An 18,241-nucleotide genomic window follows, 5' to 3' on the forward strand; every position below is an offset into this window, starting at 1 on the left:
CAGTCGCTGTACATCGTGCGCGCCCGGCCCGCCGCCCCGCCCGCGGGGGTGCTGCCTGTGCTCCGGGTGTGGTCCCGCGGACGCCGCCCTCCTCACGGGTTCGGCCCGCCCGGCAGGGGGCGGCCACCGACGGACCGTGCCCACCCCGCCGGTGTTGGCCTGCATCCGTGAGGGCCGCACCCGTATGCGGGTGTCGCCCCGCACCGGCTGCTTGCGGCCCCGCACGGGCTGCTCCGCCCGCGCGTCACCCCGCAGGAAGCCGCGATGGCAGCGGCGGCCAGACGCTGCTCGGCTCGGCCTCGGCCGGGGCGCTCCCGCCCCGGCGGGGCGGGCGCCGGTTCCGGGAGGGAACGGGCGCCCTTCGCGTACGACGGCAGAGAGCCGCGCGGGGTCAGCCCCGGAGCTCGCTGGCCGGCCTGGCACGACGCCGCACCACGCGACACCGCGCCGGAGCGCGTGACATCGCGCCGCAGCACGCACCACCGCGCCGGCGCGCGCGGCGCGTGCTGCCGGGTTCGGCGTGGCTCAGGCCTCCGTGAGGCCCTCGACCAGCGAGTCCGCGGCCCGGTAGGGGTCCAGTTCGCCCGCCACGATGCGCTCCGCGAGGGCGCTCAGGCGGCGGTCTCCGTGGAGGTCGCCGATGCGCCGGCGCAGCGCGGTGACGGCGATCGTCTCGACCTCCTGGGACGCCCGGGCGAGCCGGCGCTCGGCCAGCACCCCGTGCTCCTCCATCCACGCCCGGTGCTTCTCCAGGGCCTCGACGACCTCGTCGATGCCCTCGCCGCGCGCGGCCACCGTCTTGACGATCGGCGGGCGCCAGTCCCCCGGGCCCCGGGACTCACCGAGGCCGAGCATGTGGTTGAGTTCGCGGGCGGTGGCGTCGGCGCCGTCGCGGTCGGCCTTGTTGACGACGTACACGTCGCCGATCTCCAGGATTCCGGCCTTGGCCGCCTGGATGCCGTCGCCCATGCCGGGAGCGAGGAGGACGACGGAGGTGTCGGCCTGGGAGGCGATCTCCACCTCCGACTGGCCGACGCCGACGGTCTCCACCAGGATCACGTCGCAGCCCGCCGCGTCCAGGACACGGATGGCCTGGGGGGCCGACCAGGCCAGTCCGCCCAGGTGGCCGCGCGTCGCCATCGAGCGGATGTAGACGCCCGGGTCCGAGGCGTGGTCGGACATCCGGACGCGGTCGCCGAGGAGCGCGCCCCCGGAGAAGGGCGAGGACGGGTCGACGGCCAGCACACCGACCCGCTTGCCCTGGCGCCGGTAGGCCGTCACCAGGGCAGACGTCGAGGTCGACTTGCCGACGCCGGGCGAGCCGGTGAGGCCCACCACGTACGCGTTGCCGGTCAGCGGCGCGAGCGCCGCCATGACCTCACGGAGCTGCGGTGCCGCACCCTCCACCAGGGAGATCAGCCGGGCCACGGCCCGCGGCCGTCCTTCTCTGGCCTGGGTCACCAGCGAGGAGACGTCCTGCATCACAGCTCCGTTCACGAGAGGTCGTCGGTCGAACGCGGGTCAGGCCTTGGCCACCCGCACGATCAGCGCGTCGCCCTGACCGCCGCCACCGCACAGGGCGGCCGCGCCCACACCGCCGCCGCGCCGCTTCAGTTCGAGGGCGAGGTGCAGGACGACCCGCGCGCCGGACATGCCGATCGGGTGGCCGAGGGCGATGGCGCCGCCGTTGACGTTCACCTTTTCCGTGGACACCCCGAGGTCCTTCATTGACTGGACCGCGACCGCCGCGAAGGCCTCGTTGATCTCGATCAGGTCGAGGTCCTCGACCTCCAGGCCCTCCTTCTTCAGGGCGTGCAGGATCGCGTTCGAGGGCTGCGACTGCAGCGAGTTGTCCGGCCCCGCCACATTGCCGTGCGCGCCGATCTCCGCGATCCACTCCAGGCCCAGCTCCAGCGCCTTGGCCTTGCTCATCACGACCACGGCGGCGGCGCCGTCCGAGATCTGGGAGGAGGTGCCGGCGGTGATGGTGCCGTCCTTGGCGAAGGCGGGGCGCAGCTTGCCGAGCGACTCGGCGGTCGTCTCGGCGCGGATGCCCTCGTCCTTGCTGAAGACGACGGGCTCGCCCTTGCGCTGCGGGATCTCGACGGGTGTGATCTCCGCCTCGAAGATGCCGTTCTTCTGGGCGGCGGCCGCGCGCTGGTGGGAGAGGGCGGCGATCTCGTCCTGCGCGGGGCGCTGGATCCCGAGACGGGTGTTGTGCTTCTCCGTGGACTCGCCCATGGCGATGCCCTCGAAGGCGTCCGTCAGACCGTCGTACGCCATGGCGTCGAGCATCTCGATCGCGCCGTACTTGTAGCCCTCGCGGGACTTCGGGAGCAGGTGCGGGGCGTTCGTCATGGACTCCTGGCCGCCGGCGACCACGATGTCGAACTCGCCGGCGCGGATCAGCTGGTCCGCGAGGGCGATGGCGTCGAGGCCGGAGAGACACACCTTGTTGATGGTGAGGGCCGGGACGCTCATCGGGATGCCCGCCTTGACGGCGGCCTGGCGTGCCGGGATCTGTCCTGCCCCGGCCTGGAGCACCTGGCCCATGATCACGTACTGCACCTGGTCGCCGCCGATGCCCGCACGGTCGAGGGCGGCCTTGATCGCGAAGCCGCCGAGGTCGGCCCCGGAGAAGGACTTCAGCGAGCCCAGCAACCGTCCCATGGGCGTTCGGGCGCCCGCGACGATCACCGAGGTACTGCTGTTCGTTCCAGACATGAGGTGCGATCCCCTTACCGGCTTGCACAGCCGAGGAGTGAACGAGGGTTTACTGAGAATGTACTGAGCGGTAGGCCACCCGTCATCCGGCCCGCAGTGTGATCGCGCGCACGTTGCGTAACCACGCCGGGAGCGCTGCACTGACTAGATGCTGACGCGAATCGACCACATCGGGATCGCCTGTTTCGACCTCGACAAGACTGTTGAGTTCTACCGTGCGACGTACGGCTTCGAAGTCTTCCACTCCGAGGTCAACGAGGAGCAGGGTGTCCGGGAGGCCATGCTCAAGATCAACGAGACGTCCGACGGCGGCGCCTCCTACCTCCAGCTGCTCGAACCCACCCGCGAGGACTCCGCCGTCGGGAAGTGGCTGGCCAAGAACGGCGAGGGCGTGCACCACATCGCCTTCGGCACCGCGGACGTCGACGGTGACGCCGCGGACATCCGGAACAAGGGCGTCCGGGTGCTCTACGACGAGCCCCGGATCGGGTCCATGGGGTCCCGGATCACCTTCCTCCACCCCAAGGATTGCCACGGAGTCCTGACAGAACTGGTCACTTCGGCGGCCGTTGAGTCACCTGAGCACTGACCTCCGTATATCTGGGCCGGTAGGGTTGGGGGCGGCCGTCACCTTTCGCGGGAGACGGCCGCGGTCCTGACGCCTTCCGGCGAGCAGGACCAAGGGCCGGGGTCCAGGTTTCGGGGGGCGAGCGTCGGGGCAGCAGCCCGTGCTCCGCCGTTGATCTGACACCATTCCCCGGGGGCCCCGTTCGGCGGATGGACGGTGCTCGTTCGGAATTACTTGCGACCAGGGGACGGATGGGACCGCGCAGTGCGGGGCTACGAACGCCAGGAGCGAGAGCCGGCGGCTGACGTCGACCACCTCTCTCGGTTCGAGGCCGAGATGGAGCGGCTGAAGACCGAGCGGGAGAAGGCCGTCCAGCACGCCGAGGACCTCGGCTATCAGGTCGAGGTGCTGCGCGCCAAGCTGCATGAGGCGCGCCGCAGTCTGGCGACCCGTCCTGCCTACGACGGGGCCGACATCGGCTATCAGGCCGAGCAGCTGCTCCGTAATGCCCAGATGCAGGCCGATCAGCTGCGCATCGACGCCGAGCGCGAGATCAGCCAGGCCCGGGCGCAGACACAGCGCATCCTCCAGGAGCACGCCGAGCAAGCCGCCCGGCTCCAGGCGGAGCTGCACCAGGAGGCGGTCACCCGTCGCCAGCAGCTCGACCAGGAGCTGGCCGAACGGCGGCAGACCGTCGAATCGCACGTCAACGAGAACGTGGCGTGGGCGGAGCAGCTGCGCGCCCGCTCCGAGTCTCAGGCCCGCCGTCTCCTGGAGGAGTCGCGTGCCGAGGCCGAGCAGGCGCTGGCCGCGGCCCGCGCGGAGGCCGAGCGCGTGGCCGCCGAGGCGCGCCAGCGGCTCACCAACGACGCCGAGTCGGCCCGCGCGGAGGCCGAGGCGCTGCTGCGCCGGGCCCGCACGGACGCCGAGCGGCTGCTGAACGCCGCGTCGACGCAGGCCCAGGAGGCCACCGACCACGCCGAGCAGCTGCGCAGCTCCACGGCGAACGAGTCGGACAACGCCCGGCGCCAGGCCACCGAGCTGAGCCGGGCCGCCGAGCAGCGGATGAGCGCCGCCGAAACCGCGCTGCGCGAGGCGCAGGCCGAGGCGGACAAGGTCCTCAACGAGGCCAAGGAAGCCGCGGCCAAGACGCTCTCCGGTGCCGAGTCGGTCAACGAGCAGCGCACGCGGACGGCGAAGGAGCAGGTCGCCCGGCTGGTCAGCGAGGCCACCAAGGAGGCCGAGTCCACCAAGTCCGAGGCCGAGCAGCTCGTCGCGGACGCCCGCAGCAAGGCCGAGACGATCGTCGCGGAGGCCGAGGAGAGCGCGCGCAGCCTCACCGCCGAGGAGACCGCCTCCCAGCTCGCCAAGGCCGCCCGTACCGCCGAGGACGTGCTGAACCGGGCGTCCGAGGAGGCCAAGAGGACCACCAAGGCGGCGTCCGAGGAGGCCGAGCGGATCCGCACCGAGGCGGAGACCGAGGCCGACCGGCTGCGCGCCGAGGCGCACGACATCGCCGAGCAGCTCAAGGGCACGGCGAAGGACGACACCAAGGAGTACCGCGCCAAGACGGTCGAGCTCCAGGAGGAGGCCCGCCGGCTGCGCGGTGACGCCGAGCAGCTGCGCTCGGACGCGGTCGCCGAGGGCGAGCGCATCCGCGCCGAGGCCCGGCGCGAGGCCGTCCAGCAGATCGAGGAGGCGGCGCGGACCGCCGAGGAGCTGCTGGCCAAGGCGAAGGTGGACGCGGACGAGCTGCGCCAGGCCGCCACGGCGGACAGCGAGAAGGTCCGCACCGAGGCCATCGAGCGCGCCACGACCCTGCGCAGGCAGGCCGAGGAGACGCTGGAGCGGACCCGCGCGGAGGCCGAGCGGCACCGCGCGGAGGCCGTCGAGCAGGCCGAGACGATCGCGGCCGACGCGGAGCGGGCCGCCGAGCGGCAGCGCGAGGAGACCGAGCGGGCCATAGCGGCCCGTCAGGCCGAGGCCGCCGAGGGGCTGGCCCGGCTGCACACGGAGGCCGAGGAGCGTCTCACCGCCGCCGAGACGGCGCTGACGGACGCGCGCGCCGAGGCCGAGCGGATCCGGCGCGAGGCCGCCGAGGAGACCGACCGGCTGCGTTCGGAGGCCGCCGAGCGGCTCCGTACGCTCCGGGCGCAGGCCGAGACGGAGGCCGAGCGGCTGCGCAACGAGGCCGCGGCGGACGCTGCGGCGTCCCGCGCCGAGGGCGAGACCATCGCCATACGACTGCGTTCGGAGGCGGCGGCGGAGGCCGAGCGCCTGAAGTCGGAGGCCCAGGACAGCGCCGACCGGGTGCGGAGCGAGGCGCAGGCCGCGGCCGAGCGCCTGGCGGCCGAGGGCGCCGAGACGCTGGCCGCCGCCCAGGAGGAGGCCGCACGGCGCCGCCGCGAGGCCGAGGAGACCCTCGGTTCGGCGCGCCAGGAGGCCGACCAGGAGCGTGAGCGGGCCCGCGAGCAGAGCGAGGAGCTTCTCGCCTCCGCGCGCAAGCGGGTCGAGGAGGCCCAGACCGAGGCCGTACGGCTGGTCGAGGAGGCCGACCGGCGCGCGACCGAGATGGTCTCCAACGCCGAGCAGACCGCGCAGCAGGTGCGGGACGCGGTGGCGGGACTGCACGAGCAGGCGCAGGAGGAGATCACCGGGCTGCGCTCGGCCGCCGAGCACGTGGCGGACCGTACGCGGACCGAGGCGCAGGAGGAGGCGGACCGGGTCCGCGCCGACGCGTACGCCGAGCGCGAGCGGGCGTCCGAGGACGCGTCGCGTCTGCGGCGGGAGGCGGCCGAGGAGACGGCGGCCGCGCGTTCCCTCGCGGAGCGCACGGTCGCCGAGGCGATCGCGGAGTCGGAGCGGCTGCGTTCGGATGCCGCCGACCACGCCCAGCGGGTACGCACCGAGGCGTCGGACGCGATCGCCAACGCCGACCAGGACGCCTCGCGCACCCGTGCGGACGCCCGGGAGGACGCGAACCGGATCCGTTCGGACGCGGCCGCGCAGGTGGACACCCTCATCACGCAGGCGACGGCGGAGGCCGAGCGGCTCGGGACCGAGACCGCGGCCGAGGCCGAGCGGGTACGCACCGAGGCCGTGGCCAAGGCCGAGCAGCTCATCTCGGACGCGACCGGTGACGCGGAGCGGCTGCGTGCCGAGGCCGCCGAGACGGTCGGTTCCGCGCAGCAGCACGCCGAGCGGATCCGCACCGATGCCGAGCGCGTCAGGACCCGGGCGGCCGAGGAGGCCGAGCGGCTGACGTCGTCGGCGCGCGAGGAGGCCGAGCGCACGCTGGACGAGGCCCGCAAGGAGGCCAACAAGCGGCGCTCCGAGGCGGCCGAGCAGGTCGACACGCTCATCTCCGAGACGGCGTCCGAGGCGGACAAGCTGCTCTCCGAGGCGCAGCAGAGCGCCCAGAAGACGACGGCCGACGCCGAGTCGCAGGCCGACACGATGGTCGGCGTGGCGCGGGGCGAGGCCGAGCGGCTCGTCTCGGAGGCGACGGTCGAGGGCAACACCCGCGTGGAGCGGGCCCGTAGGGACGCGGACGAGCTGCTGGTCGGCGCGCGCCGGGACGCGACGGCGATCAGGGAGCGCGCCGAGGAGCTGCGGGACCGCATCACCTCGGAGATCGAGGACCTGCACGAGCGGGCCCGCCGTGAGTCGTCCGAGGCGATGAAGAACGCGGGCGACCGGTGCGACGCGCTCATCAAGGCCGCCGAGGACCAGCTCGCCGAGGCCGAGGCGAAGGCCAAGGACCTGCTGTCGGAGGCGAACTCCGAGGCGAGCAAGGTCCGTATCGCCGCCGTGCGCAAGGCCGAGGGACTCCTCAAGGAGGCCGAGCAGAAGAAGGCCTCGGTCATCGGCGAGGCCGAGAAGATCAGGTCCGAGGCCATCCAGGAGGCGAAGGCCGCCGTCGAGGAGGGCAAGCGCGACCTGGAGGTGCTGGTCCGCCGGCGCGAGGACATCAACGTGGAGATCTCACGTGTCCAGGACGTCCTGGAGGCGTTGGAGTCGTTCGAGGCGCCGCCGGGTGCCAAGGACGGCGGGGTGAAGGCGGGGGCCGCCGCGGGTGCTACCCGTTCGGGTGGCAAGGCGTCGGAGGGCTAGCCAGATGCACAGGTTCCGTGCCTAATGGGGACCTTTGCCACGGGCTCTGGCAAGCCATCCGGCAGCCAGCCACCCAAAAGGAGTGTCATTCTCCAGATCAAACACGTATCCGCTCGATGACACACCGCATTGACCCCTAGGATTCCACCTATCACCTCACCGGTCTCATTCGACAGGAACCCCATGAGCGACACTTCCCCCTACGGCTTCGAGCTTGTGCGGCGTGGATACGACCGCGCTCAGGTGGACGAACGCATTTCGAAGCTCGTCTCCGACCGTGACAGCGCTCTGGCCCGTATCACCGCCCTCGAAAAGCGCATCGAAGAACTTCATCTCGAAACGCAGAACGCCCAGGCCCAGGTCAGCGACGCGGAGCCGTCGTACGCCGGCCTCGGCGCGCGCGTCGAGAAGATCCTCCGCCTCGCCGAGGAGGAGGCCAAGGACCTGCGCGAGGAGGCCCGTCGCGCGTCCGAGCAGCACCGTGAGCTCGCCGAGTCGGCCGCCCAGCAGGTGCGCAACGACGCAGAATCGTTCGCTGCGGACCGCAAGTCCAAGGCGGAGGACGAGGGCGTCCGGATCGTCGAGAAGGCCAAGAGCGACGCCTCTCAGCTGCGCTCCGAGGCGCAGAAGGACGCGCAGTCCAAGCGCGAGGAGGCGGACGCCCTCTTCGAGGAGACCCGCGCCAAGGCCGCCCAGGCCGCCGCCGACTTCGAGACGAACCTCGCCAAGCGCCGCGAGCAGTCCGAGCGCGACCTGGCGTCGCGCCAGGCCAAGGCCGAGAAGCGCCTCGCGGAGATCGAGCACCGCGCGGAGCAGCTTCGCCTGGAGGCCGAGAAGCTGCGCACGGATGCCGAGCGCCGCGCCCGCCAGACGGTGGAGACGGCTCAGCGGCAGGCCGAGGACATCGTGGCCGACGCGAACGCCAAGGCCGACCGTATCCGCTCGGAATCCGAGCGCGAGCTGGCCGCCCTCACCAACCGCCGCGACTCGATCAACGCGCAGCTCACGAACGTCCGCGAGATGCTCGCGACGCTCACGGGCGCCGCGGTGGCCGCCACCACCGGCCCGGCCGAGGACGAGCCGATCACGCGTGGGGTTCCGGCGCAGCAGTCCCGGTAACCGCGCAGTCCGACACCAGGGCCCGCTCCCTCTTCGGAGGGTGCGGGCCTTGTCGTACCGTCAGGTCCTGCTGCCCGGAGCGCGCCCGGTCGTGCCGTCCGGCACCACCGCCTCCCTTTCCGAGGGGTGCCTCCGCGCCGGTGCGGCGCTCCCGTGCGGAGCCTCCGGGCCGTCTCCCGCTCAAGTGGCAGGCCCCCGGGGGCCGTCTTAGCGTGGCCGCATGATCGAGCTCGAGGGGCTGACCAAGCGGTACGGCGAGAAGGTGGCGGTCAACAACCTCACCTTCGCCGTCAGACCGGGCATCGTGACCGGCTTCCTCGGTCCCAACGGCGCCGGGAAGTCCACGACGATGCGGATGATGCTCGGGCTCGACCGTCCCACGTCGGGCGACGTACGGATCGACGGAGAGCACTACGACCACCTCAAGGACCCGCTGAAGTACATCGGCGCCCTGCTGGACGCGCAGGCCATGCACGGCGGCCGCAGCGCCTTCAACCACCTCCTCTGCCTCGCCCAGAGCAACGGCATCCCCCAGGCGCGCGTGCACGAGGTCCTCGACACGGTCGGCCTCACCGCGGTCGCGAGGAAGAAGGCGAAGGGCTTCTCGCTGGGCATGGGCCAGCGACTCGGCATCGCGGGCGCGCTCCTCGGCGACCCGCGGATCCTGATGTTCGACGAGCCGGTCAACGGCCTCGACCCCGAGGGCATCCACTGGATCCGCAATCTGATGAAGTCCCTCGCGGCCCAGGGCCGTACGGTCTTCGTCTCCTCGCACCTGATGAGCGAGATGGCGCTGACCGCCGACCACCTCGTCGTCATCGGCCAGGGCAGGCTGCTCGCCGACACCTCGATGGCCGATTTCATCCAGCAGAACTCGCGCTCGTACGTCCGTATCCGCTCCCCGCAGCGCGAGCGGCTGCTCGACGTGCTGCAGGGCGCGGGGATCACCGTCGTCCAGACGGGCAGCGGCACGCTCGAGGTGGACGACGGAAAGCCGGAGCACATCGGTGAGCTGGCCGCGCGGTACCAGATCGTGCTGCATGAGCTGAGCCCCCAGCAGGCCTCGCTGGAGGAGGCGTTCATGCAGCTGACCGCGGAGTCGGTGGAGTACCACGCGCACTCCGACACGCCGAGTCCGCAGAGCCCCCAGGAACCGCGGAGTCCGCAGAGTCCGCAGGGCCCGCGGAGTCCGCAAAGTCCGCAGGGCCGGCCCACCGCCCCGCAATGGGGCGGCGACTGGAAGAAGGGCTGACGATGGCGGCCACCCAGGTCCTCAAGTCCGAGTGGACCAAGATCCGCTCCGTGGCGTCCACGGTGTGGACGCTGAGCCTCGCGGCGGTCGTCACGATCGCCCTGGGCCTCCTCATCGCCCTCCTGTCCAAGAACGAGTGGGACAAGATGAGCACGAGGGACCAGCTCTCCTTCGACCCGACGTACATCAGCTTCGCGGGCATGAGCCTCGGCCAGCTCGCGATGATCGTCTTCGGCGTGCTGGTGGTGGGCAACGAGTACAGCACCGGCATGATCCGGACCTCGCTCGCGGCGGTCCCGCAGCGCGGCACGTTCCTCTTCAGCAAGGTCGCGGTGGCGGCCGGTCTCGCCCTCGTCGTCGGCCTGATCACCAGCTTCATCACGTTCTTCCTGGGCCAGGCCGTGCTCGGCACGCACAAGGCGTCGATCAGCGATCCGGGTGTCCTGCGCGCGGTGATCGGCGGTGGGCTCTACATGACCCTCATCGCCGTCTTCTCGATGGGCGTCGCGGCGATGCTGCGCAGTCCGATGCTCTCGCTCGGCATCCTGATGCCGTTCTTCTTCCTGATCTCCAACATCCTGGGCGCGGTGTCCGCGACGAAGAAGATCGGCCGGTACCTCCCCGACCAGGCCGGCAGCAGAATCCTGCGGGTGGTGACTCCCCTGGACGACACCCCGTACGGGCCCTGGGGCGGCCTCGGAATCATGGTGCTGTGGGTGGCCCTGGCCCTGATCGGCGGCTACACGCTGCTCAAGAAGAGGGACGCCTAGCTCTCCGGCCGGGACGCCTAGCTCTCCGGCCGGGGCGCCGGGGCGGGCCGGTCGGGCTCGTCGCCGTTCGGCCGGGGAGGGATCAGGCCGTCGAAGTCGGGCCAGCCCTCCCAGCGCCACACGTCCTTGTCGAGGTCCGGCTGGAGCGGCACGAAACGGCCGAGCTCGAAGTCCCCGGCCTCCAGGTCGAACCAGCGCTCGTCGGCGACCTCGGTGCCGAGCCCGACGGTCCGGGCGGTCAGCCGGACGAGCAGCTTCACGCCGTGCGAGCCGGACAGGTCCTTGCCCTGGATCCTGCGGAACGGCAGGTCGGTCACCGGCGCCTCGACCGGTATCCACACCGTGAAGGGGGCACCGCGCTCGACCGCGAGCCAGCTCCGCTCCTCGGCCGGCTCGCCCTTCGCGTCCAGGACCCTCAGCCACTGCTTGTAGATGACGAGGCTGCCGTCGTGCGGGGAGCGCTCCAGGTAGCGCAGATGGACGCGGGCCCGCAGGTCGACGACCGACAGATTGTCGAAGCGGTTGTAGAACCGGACGGCGATGATGGCGTCGTCGCTGTCCGCGTGCTGCCGCGAGTAGCCCGGGAAGTCGGCGGTCCAGGCGTGCGAGATGCTGGCCCGCCGCCGCCAGACGAAGGGCCGCAGCGCGAACATCTTGATCAGTACGATGCCGAGCAGCACCGCGGGCACCAGCGAGCCGGTGACGGAGGCGAGCGTGGCGAGCAGCTGGTGAGCGGTGCTGTCCGGTTCGGGTTCGAGATTGTCCGTGCCGACGCAGGCCCGCAGCACGGTCAGGCTGAGGTCGAAGAGCCGCTCCTCGTTCGAGAACCGCTCCGCCATCGAACGCGGCGAGTTCTCCGTCAGCGTCCACGCCGCCGCCACGACCACCGAGAGTCCGGCCAGCGCGCCCAGCGCCATCAGGAGCAGCGCGTGGACGGTGCGTCCCGCCATCCACCAGCGTACGGACGTGCGATAGCGCGGATGCGCCCGTCCCCGCCCAGGTCCTCCACCCCGCCCTGCACCGCGCCACATCGAGCTCAACTCACTTCCCCCGTAACCGACTTCATCCCCACTCGTACAATGGGAGAGCATGATTCCCGGTGTCGGTTCGGGCCAACCCGGCTCGGCCGGGGGAGACCGGGACCCGCCCCGGGTACATCTCGCGTGAAAGGCTGTGCCCGTATTCGCGCGACCACCCCCGAAGGGCGTCACCGTGACGACGAAGGACCGAAGCCTTGAGGCGCTGGGCCTGGACGACGTGCCCGCGAAGAAGCCCCTCACCTATCCCGGCCGGCCCACCACCGAGCCGTCCCTGCTGACCGGCGGTGAGCTGCTCCAGCTCGACGTCCGGCCGTTGCGGCTCGGCGAGTGGTACGTGGAGGAGCGCCAGGAGCAGCAGCGTCTCGACGAAGCCCTCGCCGACCTGGGCCAGGTCGGCACCGGGCGGCGCCACCCGGTCATCGCCGTCGGCTCGAACGCCTCCCCCGGGCAGGTCGCCCACAAGCTGACCCGGCTCGGCATCCCGGCGACGGTGCCGATGATCCCGGTGCGGGTGGGCGGGATCGCCGTGGGCTGCTCGGGGCACATCAGCCCGGCCGGCTACGTGGCCGGAACGCCGTACGTGGACCGGGCCGCCGAGACGACGCTCGTGGTGACCTGGCTGGACTCGACCCAGCTCAAGGCCGTCGACGACACCGAGTTCCCGGACTACCGGCGGGCGATACTCCCCGGCGACGAGTTCACGATGACGATGCCCTCCGGGGAACGGCTCGGCGGCGCGTACATCTACTTCAGCGCGCACGGCGTGCTCGCGGAGCCGGAGACCGGGCGACCCCGCCAGGGCGGCGGCGACCAGTCCGAGCTGCTCGCCTCCCTGCTCGCCGCCTCCGCACGGCTGCGCGAGCTGCTCGGGCCCGACCCCGCGGCCTGGGTACGCGACGCCGGCGCCGACCGGTCGCTGCGCGAGAAGGGCACGCTGATCTTCGGCCAGGAGGGCTGGGTGCTGCCGCAGACCGACTTCCTGCCGTACGTCGACGAGTCGGCCGAACTGCGTCTGTACGACGACCTGCCGCCGCTCGACGATTCCCTGCCGCACCGGCCCTGAGAATTCCCCGGTGATCAGGTGGGCGCCCATTGCCTTTCCGGCCTGACCAGGAACGACGGGTACCTGACAGGACGTCCGTACGAAATACCGTCCCTTACTGGATCTTTCCCCGGCCGGCCGGGCGCGGTTTTACTCTCTCTTGAGTGGAACCGTCAGCGCCCGGTTATCCTCCTAACCCTTACGGGGGCGTGCGCCCCGACGTCCTGAACCTTTCGATGGGTGCGGAGAATGATCGAGGCAGTCGGCCTGACGAAGCGCTACGGCGCCAAGACGGCCGTGTACAACCTTTCCTTCCAGGTGCGGCCGGGTGCCGTCACCGGTTTCCTCGGGCCCAACGGCTCGGGCAAGTCGACGACGATGCGCATGATCCTCGGCCTCGACAACCCCACCGCCGGGCGGGTGACGATCGGCGGCTTCCCGTACCGCAAGCTGCAGAACGCTCCCCGCCAGGTCGGCGCGCTCCTCGACGCCAAGGCCGTGCACGGTGGCCGGCACGCCCGCAACCACCTGCTGTGCCTGGCCCAGCTGTCGGGCATCCCGGCCCGCCGCGTGGACGAGGTGCTCGGCGTCGTGGGCCTCCAGGACGTAGCCAAAAAGCGCTCCAAGGGCTTCTCCCTCGGCATGGGCCAGCGGCTCGGCATCGCCGCCGCGCTCCTCGGCGACCCCCAGGTACTGCTCTTCGACGAGCCGGTCAACGGCCTCGACCCCGAGGGCATCCTCTGGGTGCGCAACCTGATGAAGTCCCTCGCGGCGGAGGGCCGTACGGTCTTCGTCTCCTCGCACCTGATGAGCGAGATGGCGCTGACCGCCGACCACCTCATCGTGATCGGCCGCGGCCAGCTGCTCGCCGACCAGAGCATCAAGGAATTCATCTCGCACAACTCGGCCGACTTCGCCCGGGTGCGCACGCCGGACACCGAGCCGCAGCAGCGCGAGAAGCTGACCGCCGCGCTGACCGAGGCGGGCGGCCAGGTGCTGCCCGAGCAGGACGGCGCGCTGCGCATCACCGGGCTGCCGCTCCCCCGTATCAGCGACCTCGCGCACTCCGCCGACGTCCGCCTGTGGGAGCTGTCGCCGCACCAGGCCTCGCTGGAGGAGGCGTACATGCGGATGACGCAGGGCGCCGTCGACTACCGCTCGACCATCGACCAGAAGGCCGGGCTCCAGCAGCAGCTGCCGCCGGGCGCCATGCCCCCGCCGCAGATGCCGGTGGCGGGCCACGGCCAGCCGGGCTGGTACGCGCCGCCGCCGCCCCAGCAGGGCGGGCAGCCCTTCGCCATGCCGCAGGGCCAGCCGCAGGCCGGTCCGTACGGCGCTCCGGCCGCCCCCGGCGCCACGGACGCCAACCCGTACGCCCACGCGGCCCCCCAGGCCCCCGCGGGCCCCCCGGCGCCCACCGCCGAAGCACCCGCGCCCGCCGCCGACCTGACCAAGCCCGAGGACGCCCGATGAGCACGCCCCAGCCCCCGATGCCGCAGCAGGCCGCCGCTGCCCCCGACTGGCAGGCGCCGCCCGGAGCTTCGTACACCTCGCCGATCCCCGTCACCCGCACCCACCTCGGGCACGCGCTCAACTCCGAGTGGACGAAGATCAAGTCGGTGCGCTCCACGATGTGGACGCTCGGCATGTTCCTGCTCCTGGTGATCGGCATCGGCTTCCTGGTCGCCGCGCAGACCACGAACGAGGACTTCGGGGACACGCCGTACACGATCCCCGCGTTCTTCGGGCTGATGCTGGGACAGATCTGCCTGATCACGCTGGGCGTGCTGGTGGTCTCCTCCGAGTACGGCACGGGCATGATCCGTACGACGTTCACGGCCTCGCCGCAGCGGCACCGGGTGCTCGCCGCGAAGCTGATCATCTTCTTCGCGGTGGCGTTCGCGGTCTCGGCCTTCGCGATCGGGCTCGTCGGCCTGTTCACCGAGGGAATGCACAGCGACGCCTCCGGCGAGGCTTCCGAGGTCGCCTGGGGCGGCACCGTCGTGATGGGCGCGCTGTACGTCTCGCTGCTCGGCGTGCTCGCGCTCGCGGTGGGCTCGATGCTGCGTCACTCGGCGGGCGCGATCACCACGATGCTCGGCGTCGTGCTGCTGCCCGCGATCATGCCCGCGTTCCTGATGATGTCCGAGAGCCTGCGGACGATCGGCGAGAAGATGCAGGAGTACGCCGCCCCCAACGCCCTCGCCCAGGTCTTCCGCCTGGACAGCGAGAACGGCAACGGCGGAGCGCAGCTCGGCTTCCTCGCCGGAGTGACGGCGGCGGCGGTCATCGGAGCCTTCGTGCTCCTGGAGCGCCGGGACGTGTGACGACCGCGCCGACCGGACGGCCCGAGGCCGGACCGCCGAAGTCGCCTAGAACCTGGGCGCGTTACGGGACCGCTGCACCCGCGAGGTGCGGCGGTCCTTCGCGTTCCAGCAGGCCTTGTGCCAGTGCCGACGCTCGTCGACGCCCGAGTGCTCCGGCCAGGCCACCACATGCGGAACCCCGGACGGGATCAACTGGTCGCAGCCGGGGCAGCGGTAGGTCTTGCCCTGCGCGCTCGCGCCCGCCACAGGGCGCACGCTCCACTCCTCGCCCCGCCAGCTCTCCGTGGACTGCCAGCCGCCGTAACGGTCCGACGGGTCCTCCCCGCCGCTCCTGCCGGACGATCCGGCGTCCTTCGGACGGTTGCGACGCGGGGACAAGGGACACCTCACGGAGCTATACAGGGGGCAGGGATCACGTCCAGCCTACGCGGCGGGCACAGGGGTACTCGTACTCCAGCGACCCGCGCAGACCCCCATCGGACAGCCCAATTCCCAGACAATCCGCAAATCTCTCCGCAAGGCCGTGTCTTCGGCACGTGTCACGCGGTTATGCCGGGCGGGGGAGCTCCGTGTCGGAGCCGAGGAAGCAGGAAGTTCGATGCACGTTGGAAGCTTTGTACTGGCCGCCCAGTTCCCTGGACAGGGCCAGGGGGAGGCCCTGCACCGCGCGGTGCGGTCGGCCGAGGTCGCCGAGGAGGCCGGGCTCGACACCGTCTGGCTGGCCGAACACCACTTCGTGCCGTACGGGACCTGCCCGTCGGCCGTCACCCTCGCCGCGTATCTGCTCGGCCGCACCAGCCGGATCCGGGTCGGCACGGCGGTCAGCGTGCTGCCCACCGTGCACCCCGTGGCGCTCGGCGAGCAGGCCGCGCTGCTGCACATGATGTCCGGCGGACGGTTCTCGCTCGGTGTCGGACGCGGCGGCCCCTGGGTCGATCTGGAGGTCTTCGGCGCGGGCCTCGCCGCATACGAACAAGGGTTCCCGGAATCGCTCGATCTGCTGATGCAATGGCTGCGTGAGCCGTCCGTCGCCGGCACCTCCGAGCGGTTCTCGTTCCGTGAAGTCCCCGTCGTCCCGCGCCCGTCGGAGGCACTGAGCGGCGCTCCGGGTCCCGAGGTCGTCGTCGCGTGCACCTCACCGGCGAGCGTTCGGCTCGCCGCCGAGCGCGGGCTGCCGATGCTTCTCGGCATGCACGTCGGGGACGAGGAGAAGGCCGAAATGGTCGCGCTGTGGCGGCAGCACGCGCGCGCGGCGGGCCGCCCGACGGACGAGATCCTCGCGGCCGCCCATGTCTCCGCCGGTGTCTGCCAGATCGCGGACCGCCGCACCGACGCCGTCGAGACGCTCGTCAAGGCGATGCCGGGCTGGCTGAAGCAGGGCCTGGACGCCCATGTGACGGTGGACGGCCGCCCCCGCTCGATGCGGGACCCGGTGGCGTACACCGAACTGCTCTGCGGGCTGCACCCGGTGGGCACGCCGCGGCTGTGCGCCGACCGGCTCGCGGCGACCTCGGAGCGGACCGGCATCTCGCGTTTCGCCCTGCTCGTCGAGGGATCGGGCGACCTGGCGGCGACCGAGGAGAACGTACGACGGCTGGGGGCCGAGATGCTGCCCCACCTGGGGTGATCGCGCGAAGTCCGGCCCAGCGGGCCGGACACGCGGGGAGCTTGCCGCCCCAGTACCAATGCACCTCCCGCGTACGGAGCGGCAAGCAATGCGGCATCAGTGCGTCAGCAGTCCCTGAATTCCGGGGACTGGTTCAGCAGCTGACTGCGGACCGAGGTGAAGCGTGCCAGCGTGTCGTCCACCGAGTGGTCCAGCGGGAACACCGCCACCCGGTGGCAGTTCTGGAAGGCCAGCCGCACTCCGAAGTGCCGCTGCAGCGCGCCGCGTATCGCGTCACTCGCGAGCGCACGCAGCAGCTGGCCACGTGCCCGCTCGTCCGGCGGGGGCGTCTGGTTGTCGGCGAAGTTGCCGCCGTCCACCTTCAGCTGGGCCACCAGGGAGCTGATCATCTCCCATGCGTAGGGCAGGGAGGTCCGGACGCAGTCGACGAATTCAGCTTCATCGACCTCGCCTCGCTCGGCCTGTTGGAGTAGGGCCGGTGAGACGTCGAGCGACATGGGTTCTCCTCTCGCACCCCCATACCTCGGGGGTTGCCGGACAGGGATGGGGAATTCGCGATATCGAACACGCTGAGTACACGCATCGCGACCTCCCGTTCATACGGTAAGCATCGCCAGGTAACGGCACCAGGAGAATGCGCACATAGCGAACGCCGAGTAGGCCGACAATCAGCCACGACCGAACAGGGAACCTTCAGGATCAATGGGGTGACCCGCGAAAACACCGGTCGCGCACCAAGGCGGGAGACGAGAGCACAAAAGGGGCGAACCATGGCTTCTCCGTCGGGTGGGACCACCGGGTCGGGCGGGAGAATCGCGTGCACCACCGCCGGTCGAGTAGCGTTGCCGACCATGCGTCTCGTCATTGCCCGCTGTTCCGTGGACTACGCGGGCCGGCTCACCGCCCATCTCCCGTCGGCCCCTCGCCTCATCCTCGTGAAGGCGGACGGAAGCGTCTCGATCCACGCGGACGACCGGGCCTACAAGCCCCTCAACTGGATGTCGCCGCCCTGCACGCTGAAGGAGGGGGCCGGCGACGAGGAAGGCACCTGGACCGTCATCAACAAGGCGGGCGAGAAGCTCATCATCACGATGGAGGAGATCCTCCACGACTCCTCGCACGAACTCGGCGTGGACCCCGGCCTGATCAAGGACGGCGTGGAAGCACACCTCCAGGAACTGCTCGCCGACCGCATCGAGACGCTCGGCGAGGGCTACTCCCTCATCCGCCGTGAGTACATGACGGCCATCGGTCCGGTCGACATCCTGTGCCGGGACGCCGAGGGCCGGACCGTCGCCGTGGAGATCAAGCGACGCGGCGAGATCGACGGCGTGGAGCAACTCACGCGCTACCTGGAGCTGTTGAATCGCGACCCGCACCTCGCGCCGGTCCGCGGCATCTTCGCCGCCCAGGAGATCAAGCCGCAGGCCCGCGTCCTCGCCACGGACCGCGGCATCGGCTGCGCGGTCCTGGACTACGACGCCCTGCGCGGCATCGAGGACGACAAGCTCCGGTTGTTCTGACCCCACGACGGTCCGCGGCTCCGCGGCCCGCACGACGGCCGCTCGCGGCCCGCACGACAGCCGCCGGGCCCGCTCCGGCACCACATACGACCGGCGCGGGAGAGGGCCGGGTCCGACGACGGACCCGGCCCTCTCT

At 71.4% G+C, this 18,241-nt stretch carries 15 protein-coding genes; 10 read left to right on the forward strand and 5 right to left on the reverse strand.

Annotated features, from left to right (window positions below; all coding sequences use genetic code 11):
- Window positions 1-525: 525 nt before the first annotated feature.
- Entirely contained in the window at window positions 526-1,482 is a 957-nt protein-coding gene (meaB, locus tag ACFWBT_RS32395) for a methylmalonyl Co-A mutase-associated GTPase MeaB (protein ID WP_266762870.1), read from the reverse strand.
- 39 nt (window positions 1,483-1,521) lie between these two features.
- Window positions 1,522-2,724, reverse strand: a complete 1,203-nt coding sequence (locus ACFWBT_RS32400) for an acetyl-CoA C-acetyltransferase (RefSeq protein WP_261707192.1) — start codon at window positions 2,722-2,724, stop codon at window positions 1,522-1,524.
- 148 nt (window positions 2,725-2,872) lie between these two features.
- On the opposite strand from ACFWBT_RS32400, the gene mce reads away from it, so the two are divergent.
- The 5 genes from mce to ACFWBT_RS32425 all read left to right on the forward strand — a co-directional run bounded on the left by mce (window position 2,873) and on the right by ACFWBT_RS32425 (window position 10,546).
- On the forward strand, window positions 2,873-3,313 hold the full coding sequence (gene mce / locus ACFWBT_RS32405) for a methylmalonyl-CoA epimerase (RefSeq protein ID WP_266762866.1): 441 nt from the start codon (window positions 2,873-2,875) through the stop codon (window positions 3,311-3,313).
- A 243-nt stretch (window positions 3,314-3,556) separates the two neighbouring features.
- Window positions 3,557-7,405, forward strand: coding sequence for a polarized growth protein Scy (gene scy, locus ACFWBT_RS32410; RefSeq protein ID WP_385706547.1), 3,849 nt, complete (start codon window positions 3,557-3,559; stop codon window positions 7,403-7,405).
- A 183-nt stretch (window positions 7,406-7,588) separates the two neighbouring features.
- Entirely contained in the window at window positions 7,589-8,524 is a 936-nt protein-coding gene (locus tag ACFWBT_RS32415) for a cellulose-binding protein (protein WP_385706548.1), read from the forward strand.
- 220 nt (window positions 8,525-8,744) lie between these two features.
- Window positions 8,745-9,776 (forward strand): ATP-binding cassette domain-containing protein, encoded by a 1,032-nt coding sequence (locus ACFWBT_RS32420; protein WP_385706549.1) that lies wholly within the window; start codon window positions 8,745-8,747, stop codon window positions 9,774-9,776.
- 2 nt (window positions 9,777-9,778) lie between these two features.
- A complete protein-coding gene (locus ACFWBT_RS32425; protein ID WP_385706550.1) occupies window positions 9,779-10,546 on the forward strand; it encodes an ABC transporter permease in 768 nt (255 codons plus the stop codon).
- Window positions 10,547-10,563: 17 nt separating this feature from the next.
- Here ACFWBT_RS32425 and ACFWBT_RS32430 read toward each other — a convergent pair whose 3' ends face one another.
- Window positions 10,564-11,496: a hypothetical protein gene (locus tag ACFWBT_RS32430; protein WP_385706551.1), complete on the reverse strand. Its 933-nt coding sequence runs from the start codon at window positions 11,494-11,496 to the stop codon at window positions 10,564-10,566.
- 262 nt (window positions 11,497-11,758) lie between these two features.
- Between ACFWBT_RS32430 and ACFWBT_RS32435 the strand changes: the two genes are divergently transcribed.
- The 3 genes from ACFWBT_RS32435 to ACFWBT_RS32445 all read left to right on the forward strand — a co-directional run bounded on the left by ACFWBT_RS32435 (window position 11,759) and on the right by ACFWBT_RS32445 (window position 14,955).
- The gene (locus tag ACFWBT_RS32435) at window positions 11,759-12,649 is read left to right on the forward strand and encodes a hypothetical protein (protein WP_385706552.1); all 891 of its coding nucleotides are present in this window, start codon (window positions 11,759-11,761) and stop codon (window positions 12,647-12,649) included.
- Between the two features lie 228 nt (window positions 12,650-12,877).
- Window positions 12,878-14,101, forward strand: a complete 1,224-nt coding sequence (locus tag ACFWBT_RS32440; protein ID WP_385706553.1) for an ABC transporter ATP-binding protein — start codon at window positions 12,878-12,880, stop codon at window positions 14,099-14,101.
- Window positions 14,098-14,955: an ABC transporter permease gene (locus ACFWBT_RS32445; RefSeq protein WP_385706554.1), complete on the forward strand. Its 858-nt coding sequence runs from the start codon at window positions 14,098-14,100 to the stop codon at window positions 14,953-14,955. Before ACFWBT_RS32440 ends, ACFWBT_RS32445 begins: the two co-directional genes overlap by 4 nt.
- A 45-nt stretch (window positions 14,956-15,000) precedes the next feature.
- On the opposite strand, the gene ACFWBT_RS32450 is transcribed toward ACFWBT_RS32445, so the two are convergent.
- Window positions 15,001-15,333 carry an ATP/GTP-binding protein gene (locus ACFWBT_RS32450; protein ID WP_385706555.1) on the reverse strand — a complete coding sequence of 111 codons (333 nt, stop codon included), beginning with the start codon at window positions 15,331-15,333 and terminating at the stop codon, window positions 15,001-15,003.
- Window positions 15,334-15,553: 220 nt separating this feature from the next.
- On the opposite strand from ACFWBT_RS32450, the gene ACFWBT_RS32455 reads away from it, so the two are divergent.
- Entirely contained in the window at window positions 15,554-16,582 is a 1,029-nt protein-coding gene (locus tag ACFWBT_RS32455; protein WP_385706556.1) for an LLM class flavin-dependent oxidoreductase, read from the forward strand.
- A gap of 104 nt (window positions 16,583-16,686) precedes the next feature.
- Here ACFWBT_RS32455 and ACFWBT_RS32460 read toward each other — a convergent pair whose 3' ends face one another.
- Window positions 16,687-17,079 carry an SCO5389 family protein gene (locus ACFWBT_RS32460; protein ID WP_385706557.1) on the reverse strand — a complete coding sequence of 131 codons (393 nt, stop codon included), beginning with the start codon at window positions 17,077-17,079 and terminating at the stop codon, window positions 16,687-16,689.
- Between the two features lie 354 nt (window positions 17,080-17,433).
- On the opposite strand from ACFWBT_RS32460, the gene nucS reads away from it, so the two are divergent.
- Window positions 17,434-18,105, forward strand: a complete 672-nt coding sequence (gene nucS / locus ACFWBT_RS32465) for an endonuclease NucS (RefSeq protein ID WP_266762850.1) — start codon at window positions 17,434-17,436, stop codon at window positions 18,103-18,105.
- The last annotated feature ends 136 nt before the right edge of the window (window positions 18,106-18,241 follow it).

Source organism: Streptomyces sp. NPDC060027 (assembly GCF_042737005.1).
Taxonomy (GTDB): Bacteria; Actinomycetota; Actinomycetes; order Streptomycetales; family Streptomycetaceae; genus Streptomyces.